We start from the raw sequence: 17,038 nt of genomic DNA, 5'->3' as shown, positions 1-17,038 counted from the left end.
GGGGGCGCGGCTCCCCGCCGTGGGGGGCTCACCGCTAAACGGGGGGCCCAACGCGAAAGGGGGGGCGCAAGGCGTAAAGCCCCGGCCCCCACCCCGGGGGGGGGCCGCTCCTGCACGGTCGGGTTCAGGACACCGCGTCCACCAGTACCGCCACCCGCTCGGCGGGCGTCGGCTCGGCGAGCATCTCCTCGCGCAGCGCGGCGGCGGCCTTGCGGTGGCGCGGCTCGTCCAGCAGCGCGGCGACCGCGGCGCCGATCACCGCCGGGTCGTGCTGCTCGTCGGGTGCGGGGAGCAGGCCGGCGCCGACGTGTGCCAGCCGCTCGCCGATCTCGGCGGAGATCGGCATCTGCGGCAGCACCAGCTGGGGCACGCCGTGCGCGGCGGCGGTCAGGCCGGTGCCGAAGCCGCCGTGGTGGACGACGGCCGCGCAGGTCGGCAGCAGCGCGGTCATCGGCAGCGACTCGGCGACCCGGACGCCGTCCGGCAGTCCGCCGAGCCTCCCGGCCTGCGCGGCGCCGACGGCCAGCACCACCTCGACGTCGAGCGCGGTGAGCGCCGCCAGGGCGCGGGTCAGCACGTCGGGCAGCCGGTCCGGGTCGATCTTGCCGCCGGCCACCCCGGCGGTGACGCAGACCCGGGGGCGGCCGGGTTCGGTGTGCAGCCACCGGGGCAGCAGGCCGGGGCCGTTGTACGGCACGTGGCGGACCGGGATGCGCCGGCGCGGCGTCGGGTCGGGCAGCCGCAGCGATGGCGGGCACGGGTCGAACCAGCCGAGTGGTCCGCGCTCCGGGTCGGCCCCGTGACGCTCGAACAACTCGCGGTAGCCGGGCCGCAGTTCGCTGCCGAGGCCATCCGTCTCGATCCGGATCACGGTCGCGCTGCCCCAGCTGTGGCCGACCGCGGGGACGCCGAGGACGGCGGCGACCAGCGGACCGGCGAAGGTCAGCGAGTCGTGCACGACGACGTCGGGCTGCCAGGCCCGGCCGAACGCGATCAGGTCGTCGGCCATCGCGTCGGCCACGGTGAACTGCTTGTCCGCGAGCGCCGCCAGCACGGTGCGGTGCCCGTCGTCCAGCAGGTCGGGGCGGGAGGCCCAGCCCGCGGGCCAGCGGCCGAAGCTGCGCCAGGGCGCCAGGTCGGCGCGGCCGCGGATCTGGGCGACCGCGACGTCCTGGCCGACCGGCATCCCGATCAGCCCGGCCCGCGCCACCGCGGGGGCGCAGGCGGGCGGGGTGGCGAACCGCACCTGGTGTCCAGCTGCCTGGCAGGCCCATGCCAATTGAACCAGGGGGTACAGGTGCCCGGGCTCCGCCCAGGTGGCGAACAGCACTCGCATGTCTTCTCCTCGGCTAGCGCTGCTGCGCGTAGAGTGCGCGGCACTCGTCGTAGGTGGACAGGACCCCGCGTTCGGCCAGTTCGGCCAGCGACGGCGCGCACCGGTCCTTCTCGGAGAGCAGCGGCTCGCCGTCGAGCCAGTTCTCCCACGGGATGTTCAGGTCGGGATCGAAGGGCTGGATGTCGAACTGCGTGCCGGGCACGAACTGGGTGGAGCACAGGTAGCTGATGCAGGCGTCGTCGGTGAGCGCCACGAACCCGTGCCCCAGGCCCTCCGCGACGAACATCGCGGTGCCCTCGTTCGCGTCGAGCACGGTGGTGACGTACGTGCCGAAGGCGGGCGAGCCGAGCCGGACGTCGACCACCACGTCCAGCAGGACGCCGCGCACACAGCTGACGTACTTGGCCTGCCCGGGCGGGATGGTGACCCCGTGGATCCCGCGCAGCGTGTTGCGGGACGAGGTCGAGTAGTTCACCTGGAGAGGTGTGAACAGGTGGCCGGTCGCCTCGGCCAGCGCGTCGCGCTTGTACGACTCGAAGAAGTTGCCCCGGGAGTCGGGGTGTTGACGCGGGGTGATCCGATAGGCATCGGGCACCGCGGTGGCTTGTATCCCCATGGAACCGGACTCTACGGAGCGCCGCTAGAGCCCCGGTAGCGGCGGCCGCGAGCAGCGCCGCCGCCGTCCACCAGGATTCGAGCCGACTGCTGCACCATGCGGCGGACCACGGAGAGGCACGCGGCGATCCGGCCGCGGGCCGATGCAGACGGAGGTGCCGACGGTGTCCCAGTTCGACGTGCGGAGCACGGACCGACCACCGGCCGCCCTGGGCCGGCGGGTGGCGGTCCTCGGCGCGACCGGATTCGTCGGCCGTCACGTCTGCCGGGCCTTCGCCGAGGCCGGCGCCCGGGTGTACGGGATCGCGCGCAGCGCCGCCGGCGCCGACGGCTTCGAGCCGATCCCGCTCGACCTCGCCGCCACCTCGCCCGAGCAGCTCGCCGACGTGCTGCGCCGGGCCGGCGCCGACGTGGTGGTCAACGCGGCGGGCGCGGTCTGGGGAGTGACGGACCAGCAGATGCGGCAGGCCAACGCCGAACTGCCCGAGCGGCTGGTCGCGGCCGCCGGCCTGCTGCCCGGCCGCCCCCGGGTGGTGCACCTCGGCTCGGTGCACGAGTACGGCCCCGGCCCGTCCGGCGCGGCCATCCCCGAGGACCTGCCGCCCGCCCCGGTCAGCTCCTACGGGCGCACCAAGCTGCTCGGCACCGAGGCGGTGCTGGCCGCCGCCCGCGAGCACGGGCTGGACGGGGTGGTGCTGCGGATCGTCAACGTGTCCGGGCCCGGCGCCCCGGCGGGCAGCCTGCTCGGCATGATCGCGGGCCGGCTCGCCGAGGCCGCCCGCTCCGGCCCGGGCGAACCGCTGCGGCTCACCCCGCTGCGCGCCCAGCGCGACTTCGTGGACGTCCGCGACGTCGCCGACGCGGTGGTGGCGGCCGGGGTCGCGGACGCCCCGGGCGGGCTGTGCGGCGAGGTGATCAACATCGGGCGGGGCGAGGCGGTCGCGGTGCGCCGGCTGGTGGACCGGCTGATCGAGCTGAGCGGCCTGCCGCTGGCCGTGGTCGAGGAGCCGGACACCGCCCCGCAGCGCGGCGCGGCCGACTGGCAGCAGGTCGACATCGGCAAGGCGGCCCGGCTGCTCGACTGGCGGCCCACGCGCGACCTGGACGCCTCGCTGCGCGCCATGCTGGCGTCAACCCCCTGATCCCGCAGCGCAGTTGCGATCCGGGTGCGAGCGCCGCTCCAGCCGGCCGCCGCAGGCTCTTGGCTGCCGTCGGCGGCGGGTCGGCACCCGGCGGCCGGGCCCGCCCCACACCGGGGCGGGGCCCGTCCGGGCCGGCCCTGCGCCGAGGAGTGGCATGGATCTGGGACTGCGAGAGCGCGTCGTACTGGTGACCGGGGCGACCGGCGGGATCGGGCGCGAGGTGGCCCGGGCGTACGCCGCCGAAGGGGCCCGGGTAGCCGTCGCCTACCGGTCCGACCGGGCTGCCGCCGAGCAGCTGGCCGAGGAACTCGGCGGCCCCGAGCGGGCGTTCGCGCTGCCGTACGACCTGGAGGACCCCGAGTCGCCGCACCGCGCGGTGGCCGAGGTGGAGCGCCGCTGGGGCCGGGTGGACGTCCTGGTGGCGAACGCCGTCCGCTGGGGCGAGCGGCGCACCCCCGGCACCCGGTTCGAGGACGTGCCGGAGAAGGACTGGCTGCCGGTGATCGAGGGCAACCTGGCGCCGGTGATCCGCACCGTGCAGGCCGCCGTCGGCGGCATGCGGGCCCGCGGCTGGGGCCGGATCGTGCTGATCTCCTCGCACAACGCGCTCGGCGGCAACCGCGGCCAGGAGTTCTACGGCTCCGCCAAGGCCGGACTGCACGGCCTGGCCCGCAGCCTGATGTGGGACCTCGGCAGCAGCGACGTGCTGGTCAACGTGGTCTGCCCGGGCCTGACCAGCACCGACCGGGTGGTCGCCGGCCTGCCCGCACCCGTCCGCGAGCGGGAGACCGGCGCCACGCCCACGGGCCGGCTCAGCACCCCCGAGGAGGTGGCACGGGCCGTGCTGTACCTGGGCTCGGCCGCCAACGGCAACGTCACCGGCGAGGCCCTGCACGTGGCCGGCGGTCGCTGAACAGCCGCTGAACCGCCCGCCGACCCGCCGTCGAGTCCGGCTCCAGCAGCCGCCCGCAAGCTGGACCGGACCGATGCGAAGACCGAACAGACGTCCCATCAGAAGGAGACCGGCGATGAGCGTGCACAAGGAGCTCGTCCTCGACGAGGTTCGCAAGTTCCACCTGGAGCAGGAGAACGACGGGGAGTTCGTGCCCGGTGTCACCGAGATCTGGCCGTCCGGCGCGGTGCTGGACGCCGAGGACCGGGTCGCGCTGGTGGAGGCCGCGCTGGAGATGCGGATCGCGGCCGGCCGCAGCTCGCGCAAGTTCGAGTCCGTGTTCGCCAAGAAGTGCAAGCGGCGCAAGGCCCACCTGACCAACTCCGGCTCGTCCGCCAACCTGCTGGCGATGACCGCGCTGACCTCCGACCACCTGGAGGACCGCAAGCTGGTCCCGGGCGACGAGGTGATCACCGTCGCGGCGGGCTTCCCGACCACCGTCAACCCGATCCTGCAGAACGGGCTGATCCCGGTCTTCGTCGACATCGAGCTCGGCACCTACAACACCACCGCCGACCGGGTGGCCGCCGCGATCGGCCCGCGCACCAAGGCGATCATGATCGCGCACGCGCTCGGCAACCCGTTCCCGGTCGCCGAGATCGCGCAGCTCGCCGAGGAGCACGACCTGTTCCTGATCGAGGACAACTGCGACGCGGTCGGCTCCACCTACAACGGCCAACTCACCGGCACCTTCGGCGATCTGACCACCGTCAGCTTCTACCCGGCGCACCACCTGACGATGGGCGAGGGCGGCTGCGTGCTGACCTCCAACCTGGCGCTGGCCCGGATCGTCGAGTCGCTGCGCGACTGGGGCCGGGACTGCTGGTGCGAGCCGGGCGAGAACAACAAGTGCCTCAAGCGCTTCGACTACCAGATGGGCACCCTGCCCGCCGGGTACGACCACAAGTACATTTTCTCGCACGTCGGTTACAACCTGAAGGCCACCGACATCCAGGCCGCCCTGGGCCTCACCCAGCTGGCCAAGCTGGACTCCTTCGTCGAGGCCCGCAAGGTCAACTGGCAGCGGCTGCGCGACGGCCTGGCCGACGTCCCGTGGCTGCTGCTCCCGCACGCCACCCCGAACTCCGACCCGAGCTGGTTCGGCTTCGTGCTCACCGTGGACCCCGAGGCCCCGTTCACCCGGGCCGCGCTGGTGGACTTCCTGGAGGCCCGCAAGATCGGCACCCGCCGCCTGTTCGCCGGCAACCTGACCCGCCACCCGGCCTACATCGGCAAGCCGCACCGCGTGGTCGGCGACCTCACCAACAGCGACATCGTCACCGAGCACACCTTCTGGGTCGGCGTGTACCCCGGCCTGAGCGAGGCCCAGCTCGACTACATCATCGAGTCCGTCCGCGAGTTCGTCGCGAAGAACAGCTGAGAGGGAACGCCCGATGCTCGCACCGGACACCCCCCGGGCCGCCGCCCGCCCGCGCGAGGACGCCGGCCCGGCCGCCCGGATCGCCCGCTCCGCCGCCGCCACCGAAGGCGCCCGGCTGAGCACCGCCGAGTTCGCCGACTGGCTGGCCGGGCGCGGCCGGGCCAACGACTTCACCGTGCGGAAGATCCCGTTCGCCGAACTGAACGGCTGGTCCTTCGCCGAGGGCACCGGCAACCTGGTCCACCGCAGCGGCCGGTTCTTCTCCGTCGAGGGCCTGCACGTCACCCTCGACGACGGCCCCCACCGGGAGTGGTACCAGCCGATCATCAAGCAGCCCGAGGTCGGCATCCTGGGCATCCTGGTCAAGGAGTTCGACGGCGTCCTGCACTGCCTGATGCAGGCCAAGATGGAACCCGGCAACCGCAATCTGCTCCAGCTCTCGCCGACCGTCCAGGCCACCCGCAGCAACTACACCAAGGTCCACCAGGGCGCCGACGTCAAGTACATCGAGTACTTCACCGGCGGCCGCCCCCGTCGGGTGCTCGCCGACGTGCTGCAGTCCGAGCACGGCTCCTGGTTCTTCCACAAGAGCAACCGCAACATGATCGTCGAGGCGCTGGACGACGTCCCCGAGGACGAGGACTTCTGCTGGCTGACGTTCGGCCAGATCGCCGAACTGCTGCGCCGCGACAACGTGGTGAACATGGACTCGCGCACCGTGCTGGCCTGCGCCCCGGTCGCCGACCCGGACGGCCGGGCCCTGCACACCGACACCGAACTGCTGTCCTGGTTCACCGGGCAGCGCTCCCGCCACGACATCCGGGCCGAACGCATCCCGCTGGCCGAGCTGCCCGGCTGGAAGCAGAGCGAGGAGGACATCGCGCACGAGCAGGGCCGGTTCTTCAAGGTCGTCGCGGTCAACGTCACCGCCGGAAACCGCGAAGTCACCAGCTGGACCCAGCCGTTGATCGAACCCGTCGGCCGCGGCGTCGCCGCCTTCCTCACCCGCCGGATCGACGGCGTCCGGCACGTCCTGGCGCACGCCAAGGTCGAGGGCGGCTTCCTCGACGCGGTCGAACTCGCCCCCACCGTCCAGTGCACCCCCGGCAACCACGACCAGCAACCCCCGTTCCTCGACCGGGTGTTGAACGCGGAGCCGGAGCAGGTCCACTACCGGGCCGTGCACTCCGAGGAGGGCGGGCGCTTCCTGCACGCCGAGGCCGACTACCTGCTGATCGAGACCGGTGACGAGGAGCCCGTCGAGGAGCCGGAGGGCTACCTCTGGGTGACGCCCGGCCAGCTCGCCGCGCTGGTCCGGCACGGCCACTACGTCAACGTCCAGGCCCGCACCCTGCTGGCCGTACTGAACGGCCTGGGCGAGCGTGACTGACCCCCTGCGGATCGGCGTGCTGGGCTGCGCGGAGATCGCCCGGCGGCGGATGCTGCCGGCGATCGCCGCCCGGCCCGGCCTGCGCCTGACCGCGATCGCCAGCCGCGACCCGGAGCGCGCCGAACCGCTTGCCGCGCAGTACGGCTGCCGGGCCACCGACTACCGCGCCCTGATCGAATCCCCCGACGTGGACGCGGTGTACGTGCCGCTGCCGATCGCCCTGCACGCCCAGTGGGTGGCCGCCGCCCTCGACGCCGGCAAGCACGTGCTCGCGGAGAAGCCGCTCACCGCCGACCCGGCCGCCACCGCCGCCCTGCAACTGCGGGCCGAGGAGCGCCAGTTGGTGCTCCAGGAGAACGTGATGTTCGTCCACCACCCGGTGCACGAGCAGGTCCGGCGGCTGGTCGCCGACGGCGCGATCGGCGAACTGCGGATGTTCTCCGCCGCGTTCGCCATCCCCGCGCTGCCCGCCGACAACATCCGGCACCGGCCCGAACTCGGCGGCGGCGCCCTGCTGGACGTCGGCTACTACCCCGTCCGCGCCGCCCTGCACTTCCTCGGCCCCGAGCTCACGGTGGCCGGCGCCGCCCTGCACCACGGCGCCGGCAGCGCCGTGGAGACCTCCGGCGCGGCGGTGCTGACCACCCCGGACGGCGTGCTCGCCCAACTCGCCTTCGGGATGGACCACGCCTACCGCAACAGCTACGAACTGTGGGGGAGCACCGGCCGGATCCGGGTCGAGCGCGCCTTCACCCCGCCCGCCGACCAGGCCCCCACCGTCCTGCTGGAACGCGGCGGCAGCACCGAACAGCCCGGGTTCGCCGCCGCCGACCAGGTCGCCGAAACACTCACCGCGTTCACCCGCGCCGTCGCCGAAGGAGCCACCGCCGCAGACCCGTTGACCCTCCGCCAGGCCGAACTGCTGTCCCGGATCCGCGCGGTCGCCACCCCCGCCGCCTGAGCCGAACGGGCGACACCCGCCCGAAGGCCCCCCGCCCCACCTGCCAATCATTACGCTGAGTTGAGTATGCGTGCCGGTGCGTGACCGGATTGGTGTAGGGTCCGAAGCGGGAACACCGGTACGGCCACGGGCCGGAGGGGGAGATGTCGATTGAACTCCACCGAATCGGTGCTGCCTGCCCACCCTGCCCTGCGCCGGCTCACGGCCGTGCTGCTCGCGGTGCTCTGCGCCGGGTACGCGGTGGGCTCCGGACTCGGCTGGGGTTCGTGCGAACTCGCCCTGGTGATGGGGGACTTCGGCCTCGCCGGGGCGGCCCTCGCGGCCGCCCTGTCCTGCCTCGCGCACGGCATCGCGGTGGGCGGCCACACGCGGCCCGCCTGGCTGCTGTTCGGCCTCTCCTCGGCCGTGGTGGCGTTCGGCAACGGCCTGTGGGGCTGGTACGAGGTGGTGCTCGGCCGCCCGCTGCCGCCGGACTCCGCCGCCGACTACCCGTTCCTGCTGTTCGCCCCGCTCGCCATCACCGGCCTGCTGGTGCTCGCCCAGCGCCCGCGCAACCCGGCCGGCTGGCTCTGCCTGATGCTGGACGGCTGGCTGGTGGCCGGCTCGCTGTTCACCCTCAGCTGGAGCCTGGCGCTCGGCCGGGTCGCCGCCGGCGACGGTGACGACCCGCTGAAGCTCGCCCTCGGCCTCGGCTACCCCGTGCTGGACATCCTGCTGGTCGGCCTGGTGGTCGGCCTGAAGGTCCGCGGCCGGGACGGCAACCGGGCCGCCGTGCACACCGCGATGATCGGCCTGGTCGTCACCGTGGTCTGCGACGCCCTGTTCACCACCCCGCAGTTCCACAGCGACTACCACTCCGGCGAACTGCTGGACGCCGGCTGGTTCGCCGGTTCCCTGCTGCTCGCCTGGGCCCCCTGGTCGCACACCCGCCGCCCCAGCCGCCAGCACCCCTCCACCCAGGGCGTGCCGCGCCGCCGGGTCGCCTCCACCTTCAGCGCGCTCACGCCCTACGCCGCCGCCGCGGTCTGCACCGCCGGCATCCTCTACAACGCGCTCGGCGGCCGCCCGCTGGACCGCGTCATGCTCGCCGCCGCCAGCACCGTCGGCCTGGCCCTGATCGTCCGGCAGGGCGTGATGCTGCTCGACAACCTCTCGCTCGCACAGGAACTCGCCACCAAGGAAGCCCACTTCCGCTCCCTGGTGCAGGGCTCCAGCGACGTCATCATGATCGCCGGACCGTCCGGCGCGCTGTCCTACGTCAGCCCCGCCGCGCTGCGGGTCTACAACCGAGACCCGGAGGACCTGGTCGGCGGCAACCTGCTCAACCTGGTCCACCCCGAGGACGTCGACCGGGTGCTCGCCGAGGTGCGCCGCATCCTCGCCCGCAGCCGGGCCGCCCGGTTCCAGGCCGGCGAACCCTCCGCCCGGGTCGAATGCCGGATCCGCTCCGGCGAGGGTGAGGGCGAGGGGGAGTGGCTGCACGTCGAATCCACCGTCAACCCGTACCGCGACGGACTGATCCTGAACAGCCGCGACATCACCGAACGGGTGCGCCTGCAGGCCCAGTTGCAGCACAACGCGTTCCACGACCCGCTCACCGACCTGCCCAACCGCGCCCTCTTCGCCCACCGCGTCCGGGCCGCGCTCTCCGCGCAGGGCCCGGCCGGCACCGCCGTCGCCGTGCTCTTCCTCGACCTGGACGGCTTCAAGGCCGTCAACGACACCGCCGGCCACCAGGTCGGCGACGAACTGCTGGTGCAGGCCGCCCGCCGCCTGCAGACCGCCGTCCGCGGCGAGGACACCGTCGCCCGGTTCGGCGGCGACGAGTTCGCCGTCCTGGTCCGCGGCCGGATCGGCCACCCGCAGGTCCGCGACCTCGCCGAACGCATCCGCGCCGCACTCTCCGAGCCGTACTGGATCGGCGGCGCCGAACTCGGCGTCGCCGCCTCGATCGGCATCGCCTTCGGCCCCGACACCCCACTGCCCGCCCCCGAACCCGGCGAGGACGAGGCCACCCGCGCCCGCGGCACCGACGGGCCGTCCGCGAGCGCCGCCGACGAACTGCTGCGCAACGCCGACCTGGCGATGTACCAGGCCAAGTCCCGCGGCAAGGGCCGCGTGGTGCTCTACACCCCGGCGATGCGCGCCGAACTCGACCGGCGCGGCGAACTGGAGGAACGGCTGCGCGCCGCCGTCCGCGAAGGCTCCTTCGCGCTGCTCCACCAGCCCGTGGTCGAACTGGCCGGCGGCCGGCTCACCGGCGTCGAGGCGCAGGCCCGCTGGCGCTCCGCCGAAGGCCTGCTGCTCACCCCCGCCGAGTTCCTGCGCACCGCCGACACCGGCGACGGCGCCACCCGGTTCGCCCGCTGGCTGGTCACCGAGGCCGTCGCCGCCGCCGCCCGCCGCCGCGCCGACGGCCCGGCCGCCCCGCCCGTCCCGGTCACCGTCCGACTGGCCGCCGAACGGCTCTGCGCCCCCGGCATGTACGAGACCCTGGCCGGCGCCCTGCGGGACACCGAACTGCCGCCCGACCTGCTCGTCCTGGAGGTCTCCCGGACCGGCCCCGACACGCTCGCCGACGAACTCGGCCGCCGCCTGGCCGCGTTCCGCCGGCTCGGGGTGTCCACCGCGCTCGCCGGGTTCGGCGCCGGCGGCGGCTCGCTCGGCGCCCTCGCCCGGATGCCGTTCGACGCGCTCAAACTGGACCGCAGCCTGGTCCAGGACATCGCCGACTCCACCCTCACCCGGGCACTCGCCGGGCACGCCCTGCGCCTCGGCCGCGACCTGGGCCTGGTCACCGGCGCCGACGGCGTCGACCACCCCCGGCAGGTCGCCGTGCTCCAGGAACTCGGCTGCCGGCGCGGCCAGGGCCTGGCCTTCGACCGCCCGCTCGACGAACTGCGGCTGCGCCGCGCCCTGCTGCGCCGCGGCTACTCCATCCCGCGCCCCGGCCAGGGCCACCCCGGCCGGCGCCCGCTGCTCACCCCGGACGCCCGCACCGGCAGTGGCCTCGCGGAGGCTTCCGCGGCCCGTCCCGGGCACCTGCACAGCGGCCTTGAGCTGCCGCAACGGCACACCGTCCGGGGTCCGAGCGGCGGCCCGCATGGTGAGACAGTTGTCCCACCAGCTTGACACCCAGCACTGCGTGGGAGGAAGGTCGATGCCATGACCACCCGAATTCTCGTACTTGGCGGGCGCGTCGGCTGAAGAACAGCCTGACGCGCCTCCCCCTCGCATGCCCTTGGCACGAGGGGTTTTTTGTTGCACGAATCCGGGTCGGCCACCGCAGAAACCCTGGCCTCAACCCCCCGAAATCCGGACGATCGAGGCACCGCCGGAGACCGCCCCGGGAGCCACCGCCACCGGGCCGGCGCCACCCCGAGCAGAACCCGAGAAGAGACAGGCAGATGACTGAGCACGCCGCAACCCCCCGCCGCGGGGACCACCCGGCCGCCCACGCTCCGGGTCAGCAGACCATCGAGACCATGACCGGCGCGCAGTCGCTCATTCGCTCGCTCGAGGCCGTCGGGGCCGACACGGTCTTCGGCATTCCGGGCGGCGCCATCCTCCCCGCGTACGACCCGCTGATGGACTCCACCAAGGTCCGGCACATCCTGGTCCGCCACGAGCAGGGCGCCGGCCACGCCGCGACCGGCTACGCGCAGGCCACCGGCAAGGTCGGCGTCTGCATGGCCACCTCGGGCCCCGGCGCCACCAACCTGGTCACCCCGATCGCCGACGCCTACATGGACTCGGTGCCGGTCGTCGCGATCACCGGCCAGGTCGCTTCCAAGGCGATCGGCACGGACGCCTTCCAGGAGGCGGACATCTGCGGCATCACCATGCCGATCACCAAGCACAACTACCTGGTGACCGACCCCGCCGAGATCCCCCGCGTCATCGCCGAGGCCTTCCACATCGCCGCCACCGGCCGCCCGGGCCCGGTCCTGGTGGACATCGCCAAGGACGCCCTGCAGGCCACCACCACCTTCCGCTGGCCGGTCGAGCTCTCGCTGCCCGGCTACCGCCCGGTCACCAAGCCGCACGCCAAGCAGATCCGCGAGGCCGCCAAGCTGCTGGTGAACTCCAAGCGCCCGGTGCTGTACGTCGGCGGCGGCGTGCTGAAGGCCAAGGCCGGCGCGGAACTGCGCATCCTGGCCGAGCTGACCGGCGCCCCCGTGGTCACCACCCTGATGGCGATCGGCGTCTTCCCGGACAGCCACCCGCAGCACCTGGGCATGCCCGGCATGCACGGCTCGGTCCCCGCGGTCACCGCGCTGCAGAAGTCCGACCTGCTGTTCACCCTCGGCGCCCGCTTCGACGACCGGGTCACCGGCAAGCTCGACTCCTTCGCCCCGAACGCCAAGGTCGTGCACGCCGACATCGACCCGGCCGAGATCGGCAAGAACCGCCCGGCGGACGTCCCGATCGTCGGCGACGCCCGCGAGGTGCTGGCCGACCTGATCGTCGCCGTCCAGGCCGAGTTCGACGCCGGCCACCGCGGCGACTACACGGACTGGTGGACCAAGCTCGACCACTGGAAGAAGACCTACCCGATCGGCCACGAGCCCGCCCCCGCGGGCATGCTGTCCCCGCAGCAGGTGATCGAGCGGATCGGCCGGCTGGTCGGCCCGGACGCCATCTACGCCGCGGGCGTCGGCCAGCACCAGATGTGGGCCAGCCAGTTCATCCAGTTCGAGAAGCCCGCGACCTGGCTGAACTCCGGCGGCGCCGGCACCATGGGCTACGCCGTCCCGGCCGCGATGGGCGCCAAGGCCGGCAAGCCCGACACCCCGGTGTGGGCGATCGACGGCGACGGCTGCTTCCAGATGACCAATCAGGAACTGACCACCTGCACCCTGAACAACCTGCCGATCAAGGTCGCGGTCATCAACAACGGCTCGCTGGGCATGGTCCGCCAGTGGCAGACGCTGTTCTACAACCAGCGCTACTCCAACACCGTCCTGCACTCCGGCCCGGGCCATGACGGCATCGAGCAGCCCGCCCAGGGCACCCGGATCCCGGACTTCGTCCTGCTGTCCGAGGCGATGGGCTGCGTCGGCCTGCGCTGCGAGCGCCCCGAGGACCTGGACGCCGTCATCAAGCAGGCCATGGAGATCAACGACCGCCCGGTGGTCATCGACTTCATCGTCCACCAGGACGCGATGGTCTGGCCGATGGTCGCCGCCGGCACCAGCAACGACGAGATCCAGTTCGCCCGGGGCGTCCGCCCCGACTTCGGCGACGACCAGGACTGACGGACCAGAAAGCGATGACCACCATGTCCAAGCACACCCTGTCCGTCCTGGTCGAGAACAAGCCCGGCGTGCTCGCCCGGATCGCCGCGCTGTTCTCCCGCCGCGGTTTCAACATCGACTCGCTGGCGGTCGGCCCGACCGAGCACCCCGACATCTCCCGGATGACCATCGTGGTCAACGTCGAGGAGCTGCCGCTGGAGCAGGTCACCAAGCAGCTCAACAAGCTGGTCAACGTGATCAAGATCGTGGAACTGGACCAGGCCCAGGCCGTCCAGCGCGAACTGATCCTGGTGAAGGTCCGCGCCGACGCCGAGACCCGCTCCCAGGTCACCGAGATCGTCCAGCTGTTCCGCGCCAAGACCGTCGACGTGTCGCCCGAAGCGGTGACCATCGAGGCGACCGGCTCCTCGGACAAGCTGGAGGCCATGCTGAAGATGCTGGAGCCCTACGGCATCAAGGAGTTGGTGCAGTCCGGCCTGGTCGCGATCGGCCGCGGCGCCCGCTCCATCACCGACCGCTCGCTGCGCGCGCTCGACCGCACCGCCTGACACCGGTCGTCTCAGTACTCAAGCACCACCACCGAACCCCCGCCGGGTGCGCCTACGGTAGGAGCACCCGGCAACACCACCACGCAAGGAGATGTGCCCCCGTGGCCGAGCTGTTCTACGAAGACGACGCCGACCTGTCCATCATCCAGGGCCGCAAGGTCGCGGTCATCGGCTACGGCAGCCAGGGCCACGCCCACGCGCTGTCGCTGCGCGACTCGGGCGTCGATGTCCGCGTCGGCCTGCTGGAGGGCTCCAAGTCCCGCGCCGCCGCCCAGGAGGCCGGCCTGCGCGTGGTCTCCCCGTCCGAGGCCGCGGCCGAGGCCGACGTCATCATGATCCTGGTGCCGGACCCGATCCAGGCCGACGTCTACAAGGAGGCCATCGAGCCGAACCTGAAGGCGGGCGACGCCCTGTTCTTCGGCCACGGCCTGAACATCCGCTTCGGCTTCATCCAGCCGCCGGCCGACGTCGACGTCTGCATGGTCGCCCCGAAGGGCCCCGGCCACCTGGTCCGCCGCCAGTACCAGGAGGGCCGCGGCGTTCCGTGCATCGTGGCCGTCGAGCAGGACGCTACCGGCAAGGCCTTCGACCTGGCGCTGTCCTACGCCAAGGGCATCGGCGGCACCAAGGCCGGCGTCATCAAGACCACCTTCACCGAGGAGACCGAGACCGACCTGTTCGGTGAGCAGGCCGTCCTCTGCGGTGGCACCGCCGCCCTGGTCAAGGCCGGCTTCGAGACCCTGGTCGAGGCGGGCTACCAGCCCGAGATCGCCTACTTCGAGTGCCTGCACGAGCTGAAGCTGATCGTCGACCTGATGTACGAGGGCGGCCTGGAGAAGATGCGCTGGTCGGTCTCCGAGACCGCCGAGTGGGGCGACTACGTCACCGGCCCCCGCATCATCACCGCCGACACCAAGGCCGAGATGAAGAAGGTCCTGGCCGAGATCCAGGACGGCACCTTCGCCAACACCTGGATCGCCGAGTACAAGGCCGGTCTGCCGAAGTACAACGAGTACAAGAACGCGGACGCCGACCACCTGCTGGAGACCACCGGCAAGAAGCTCCGCAAGCTGATGAGCTGGGTCGACGAGAGCGCCTGATCCTCCATCCCGCTTGTACAACAAGGCTGTTCCCGTCCGGGTGATTTCGCCGGACGGGAGCAGTCCCCCCGGCGGCCCGCCGATAGACTCCCGAATACGCGTCAGGCCCACAGCGTCGTGCGTCTAGCTACGCGACATGCCACCTTCCCCCGCCCTGTGCACGCCACCTCCGTGTGGCGGGGTGAACCGGACAGTTAGGACACACTGTCGTGAGCGCTGTGAAAAACGCCGTCGTCCTCATCGCCGAAGAGCTTTCGCCCGCCACCGTCGACGCCCTCGGGCCGGACTTCGAGATCCGGCACTGCAACGGCGCCGACCGCACCGAGCTGCTGACCGCGATCGCCGACGTGGACGCCATCCTGATCCGCTCCGCCACCAAGGTGGACGCCGAGGCGCTGGCCGCCGCGAAGAAGCTCAAGGTGGTCGCCCGCGCCGGCGTCGGCCTGGACAACGTGGACGTCGCCGCCTCCACCAAGGCCGGCGTGATGGTCGTCAACGCGCCGACCTCCAACATCGTCACCGCCGCCGAACTCGCCTGCGGCCTGCTGATCTCGGTCGCCCGCAACATCGCGCCCGCCAACGCCGCGCTCAAGGGCGGCGAGTGGAAGCGCAACAAGTACACCGGCGTCGAGCTCAGCGAGAAGACCCTCGGCGTGGTCGGCCTCGGCCGGATCGGCGTGCTGGTCGCGCAGCGGATGTCCGCGTTCGGCATGAAGATCGTCGCCTACGACCCCTACATCCAGGCCGCCCGCGCGGCCCAGATGGGCGTCAAGCTGCTCTCGCTCGAAGAGCTGCTGGAGGTCGCGGACTTCATCACCGTGCACCTGCCGAAGACCCCGGAGACCATCGGCCTGATCGGCGACGAGGCGCTGCACAAGGTCAAGCCGAGCGTGCGGATCGTCAACGCGGCCCGCGGCGGCATCGTCGACGAGGACGCGCTGCTGCGCGCCCTGCAGGAGGGCCGGGTGGCCGGCGCCGGCCTGGACGTGTACGCCAAGGAGCCGTGCACCGACTCGCCGCTGTTCGCCCTCGACAACGTGGTCGCCACCCCGCACCTGGGCGCCTCCACCGACGAGGCCCAGGAGAAGGCCGGCATCGCGGTCGCCAGGTCGGTGCGCCTCGCGCTGGCCGGCGAACTGGTGCCGGACGCCGTCAACGTCCAGGGCGGCGTGATCGCCGAGGACGTCCGCCCGGGCCTGCCGCTGGCCGAGAAGCTCGGCCGGATCTTCACCGCGCTGGCCGGCGAGGTCGCCGTCCGCCTCGACGTCGAGGTCCGCGGCGAGATCACCCAGCACGACGTGAAGGTGCTCGAACTCTCCGCGCTGAAGGGCGTGTTCGAGGACGTGGTGGCCGAGACGGTGTCCTACGTCAACGCCCCGCTGTTCGCCCAGGAGCGCGGCGTCGAGGTCCGGCTGACCACCTCCAGCGAGTCGCCCGAGCACCGCAACGTGATCACCGTCCGCGGCACCCTGGCGAACGGCGAGGAGGTGTCGATCTCCGGCACCCTCTCCGGCCCGAAGCTCATCCAGAAGATCGTCGGCGTGGACGGCTTCGACGTGGACGTGGCGCTCACCGACCACATGGCGTTCTTCCACTACGAGGACCGCCCCGGCGTGGTCGGCACCCTCGGCAAGATCCTCGGCGACGCCGGCATCAACATCGCCGGCATGCAGGTCGCCCGCGACGGCGACAACGCGCTCGCCTCGATCACCGTGGACACCGAGGTCTCGCAGGAGGTCCTCACCGAGATCGCCGGTGCCATCGGCGCCCGCTTCGCCCGCGCGGTGAACCTCGGCTGACGCCTCCTCAGCACCCCGAACGGCCCTTCCGACCTTGAGTCGGAAGGGCCGTTCGCGTACCCCAGGGCTGTCGCTGTCTCAGATAGTAGGAAATCCAAGTAATTTGGCGACACTGCGGCCCGCCCGTCGTACTGTGGAGTAGTCATACGGTGCGCCACCCCCGCAACGCCGGGGAGCATGGCCCGTGTGCGCGTACGCGGTGCGGCAGGCGACCCCTGCCGGCGTACCTCCACCCTCCTCACCACCCTCGCGCGCTGCTGCGCCCCCGTACCAAGGAGCCCGGTATGCCTTTCGTCGCAGACCGCACCACCGCCCCCGCCGCGCCCACCGCCACCGCCACCCTCGTCCAGCGCCGGCGCCGCCGCGCCCAGGCCGACCCGCGGGCCGCCGCCGCCCTGCAGCGCGCCCTCGACCGCCGCGACAACGGGGCCCCCGCCGAGCACTGAGCGGCAACCGCTGCGCGGCAACCGCTGCGCGGCAACCGCTGCGCGGCAACCGCTGCGCGGCAACCGCTGCGCGGCAACCGCTGCGCGGCAACCGCTGCGCGGCAACCGCG

At 72.6% G+C, this 17,038-nt stretch carries 13 protein-coding genes; 11 read left to right on the top strand and 2 right to left on the bottom strand.

What is annotated here, in order from left to right; translation table 11 throughout:
* Positions 1-124: 124 nt before the first annotated feature.
* Positions 125-1,336 (bottom strand): nucleotide disphospho-sugar-binding domain-containing protein, encoded by a 1,212-nt coding sequence (locus ACFV18_RS31905; RefSeq protein ID WP_380488784.1) that lies wholly within the window; start codon positions 1,334-1,336, stop codon positions 125-127.
* A 13-nt stretch (positions 1,337-1,349) separates the two neighbouring features.
* The gene (locus ACFV18_RS31900) at positions 1,350-1,952 is read right to left on the bottom strand and encodes a dTDP-4-dehydrorhamnose 3,5-epimerase family protein (RefSeq protein ID WP_380488783.1); all 603 of its coding nucleotides are present in this window, start codon (positions 1,950-1,952) and stop codon (positions 1,350-1,352) included.
* 163 nt (positions 1,953-2,115) lie between these two features.
* Between ACFV18_RS31900 and ACFV18_RS31895 the strand changes: the two genes are divergently transcribed.
* The 11 genes from ACFV18_RS31895 to ACFV18_RS31845 all read left to right on the top strand — a co-directional run bounded on the left by ACFV18_RS31895 (position 2,116) and on the right by ACFV18_RS31845 (position 16,928).
* Positions 2,116-3,093, top strand: coding sequence for an NAD-dependent epimerase/dehydratase family protein (locus tag ACFV18_RS31895; protein WP_380488782.1), 978 nt, complete (start codon positions 2,116-2,118; stop codon positions 3,091-3,093).
* Positions 3,094-3,247: 154 nt separating this feature from the next.
* Positions 3,248-4,006 (top strand): SDR family NAD(P)-dependent oxidoreductase, encoded by a 759-nt coding sequence (locus tag ACFV18_RS31890; RefSeq protein ID WP_380488781.1) that lies wholly within the window; start codon positions 3,248-3,250, stop codon positions 4,004-4,006.
* A 115-nt stretch (positions 4,007-4,121) separates the two neighbouring features.
* Positions 4,122-5,426 (top strand): lipopolysaccharide biosynthesis protein RfbH, encoded by a 1,305-nt coding sequence (gene rfbH / locus ACFV18_RS31885; protein ID WP_380488780.1) that lies wholly within the window; start codon positions 4,122-4,124, stop codon positions 5,424-5,426.
* A 13-nt stretch (positions 5,427-5,439) separates the two neighbouring features.
* Complete coding sequence (locus tag ACFV18_RS31880; protein ID WP_380488779.1) at positions 5,440-6,816, top strand: NDP-hexose 2,3-dehydratase family protein; 1,377 nt, start codon at positions 5,440-5,442, stop codon at positions 6,814-6,816.
* On the top strand, positions 6,809-7,777 hold the full coding sequence (locus tag ACFV18_RS31875; RefSeq protein ID WP_380488778.1) for a Gfo/Idh/MocA family protein: 969 nt from the start codon (positions 6,809-6,811) through the stop codon (positions 7,775-7,777). The genes ACFV18_RS31880 and ACFV18_RS31875 overlap by 8 nt, the downstream gene beginning before the upstream one ends.
* Before the next feature lie 150 nt (positions 7,778-7,927).
* Positions 7,928-10,909 carry a putative bifunctional diguanylate cyclase/phosphodiesterase gene (locus tag ACFV18_RS31870; RefSeq protein ID WP_380488777.1) on the top strand — a complete coding sequence of 994 codons (2,982 nt, stop codon included), beginning with the start codon at positions 7,928-7,930 and terminating at the stop codon, positions 10,907-10,909.
* A gap of 275 nt (positions 10,910-11,184) precedes the next feature.
* Positions 11,185-13,035 (top strand): acetolactate synthase large subunit, encoded by a 1,851-nt coding sequence (locus ACFV18_RS31865; RefSeq protein ID WP_380488776.1) that lies wholly within the window; start codon positions 11,185-11,187, stop codon positions 13,033-13,035.
* Between the two features lie 23 nt (positions 13,036-13,058).
* Positions 13,059-13,583 (top strand): acetolactate synthase small subunit, encoded by a 525-nt coding sequence (gene ilvN, locus ACFV18_RS31860; RefSeq protein WP_380488786.1) that lies wholly within the window; start codon positions 13,059-13,061, stop codon positions 13,581-13,583.
* Positions 13,584-13,684: 101 nt separating this feature from the next.
* Positions 13,685-14,683 (top strand): ketol-acid reductoisomerase, encoded by a 999-nt coding sequence (gene ilvC / locus ACFV18_RS31855; RefSeq protein WP_380488775.1) that lies wholly within the window; start codon positions 13,685-13,687, stop codon positions 14,681-14,683.
* 218 nt (positions 14,684-14,901) lie between these two features.
* A complete protein-coding gene (gene serA / locus ACFV18_RS31850; protein ID WP_380488785.1) occupies positions 14,902-16,482 on the top strand; it encodes a phosphoglycerate dehydrogenase in 1,581 nt (526 codons plus the stop codon).
* A gap of 284 nt (positions 16,483-16,766) precedes the next feature.
* Positions 16,767-16,928: a hypothetical protein gene (locus ACFV18_RS31845; RefSeq protein WP_380488774.1), complete on the top strand. Its 162-nt coding sequence runs from the start codon at positions 16,767-16,769 to the stop codon at positions 16,926-16,928.
* Positions 16,929-17,038: the final 110 nt, after the last annotated feature.

It is taken from the genome of Kitasatospora sp. NPDC059673 (genome assembly GCF_042734215.1).
Taxonomy (GTDB): Bacteria; Actinomycetota; Actinomycetes; order Streptomycetales; family Streptomycetaceae; genus Kitasatospora.
This window is presented reverse-complemented; position numbering and strand designations above follow the sequence as displayed.

Coding starts and splice junctions, on each gene's coding strand:
- ACFV18_RS31905 (WP_380488784.1), bottom strand. CDS start 1,336: ATGCGAGTGCTGTTCGCCACCTGGGCGGAGCCCGGGCACCTGTACCCC.
- ACFV18_RS31900 (WP_380488783.1), bottom strand. CDS start 1,952: ATGGGGATACAAGCCACCGCGGTGCCCGATGCCTATCGGATCACCCCG.
- ACFV18_RS31890 (WP_380488781.1), top strand. CDS start 3,248: ATGGATCTGGGACTGCGAGAGCGCGTCGTACTGGTGACCGGGGCGACC.
- rfbH (WP_380488780.1), top strand. CDS start 4,122: ATGAGCGTGCACAAGGAGCTCGTCCTCGACGAGGTTCGCAAGTTCCAC.
- ACFV18_RS31880 (WP_380488779.1), top strand. CDS start 5,440: ATGCTCGCACCGGACACCCCCCGGGCCGCCGCCCGCCCGCGCGAGGAC.
- ACFV18_RS31865 (WP_380488776.1), top strand. CDS start 11,185: ATGACTGAGCACGCCGCAACCCCCCGCCGCGGGGACCACCCGGCCGCC.
- ilvN (WP_380488786.1), top strand. CDS start 13,059: ATGTCCAAGCACACCCTGTCCGTCCTGGTCGAGAACAAGCCCGGCGTG.
- ACFV18_RS31845 (WP_380488774.1), top strand. CDS start 16,767: ATGCCTTTCGTCGCAGACCGCACCACCGCCCCCGCCGCGCCCACCGCC.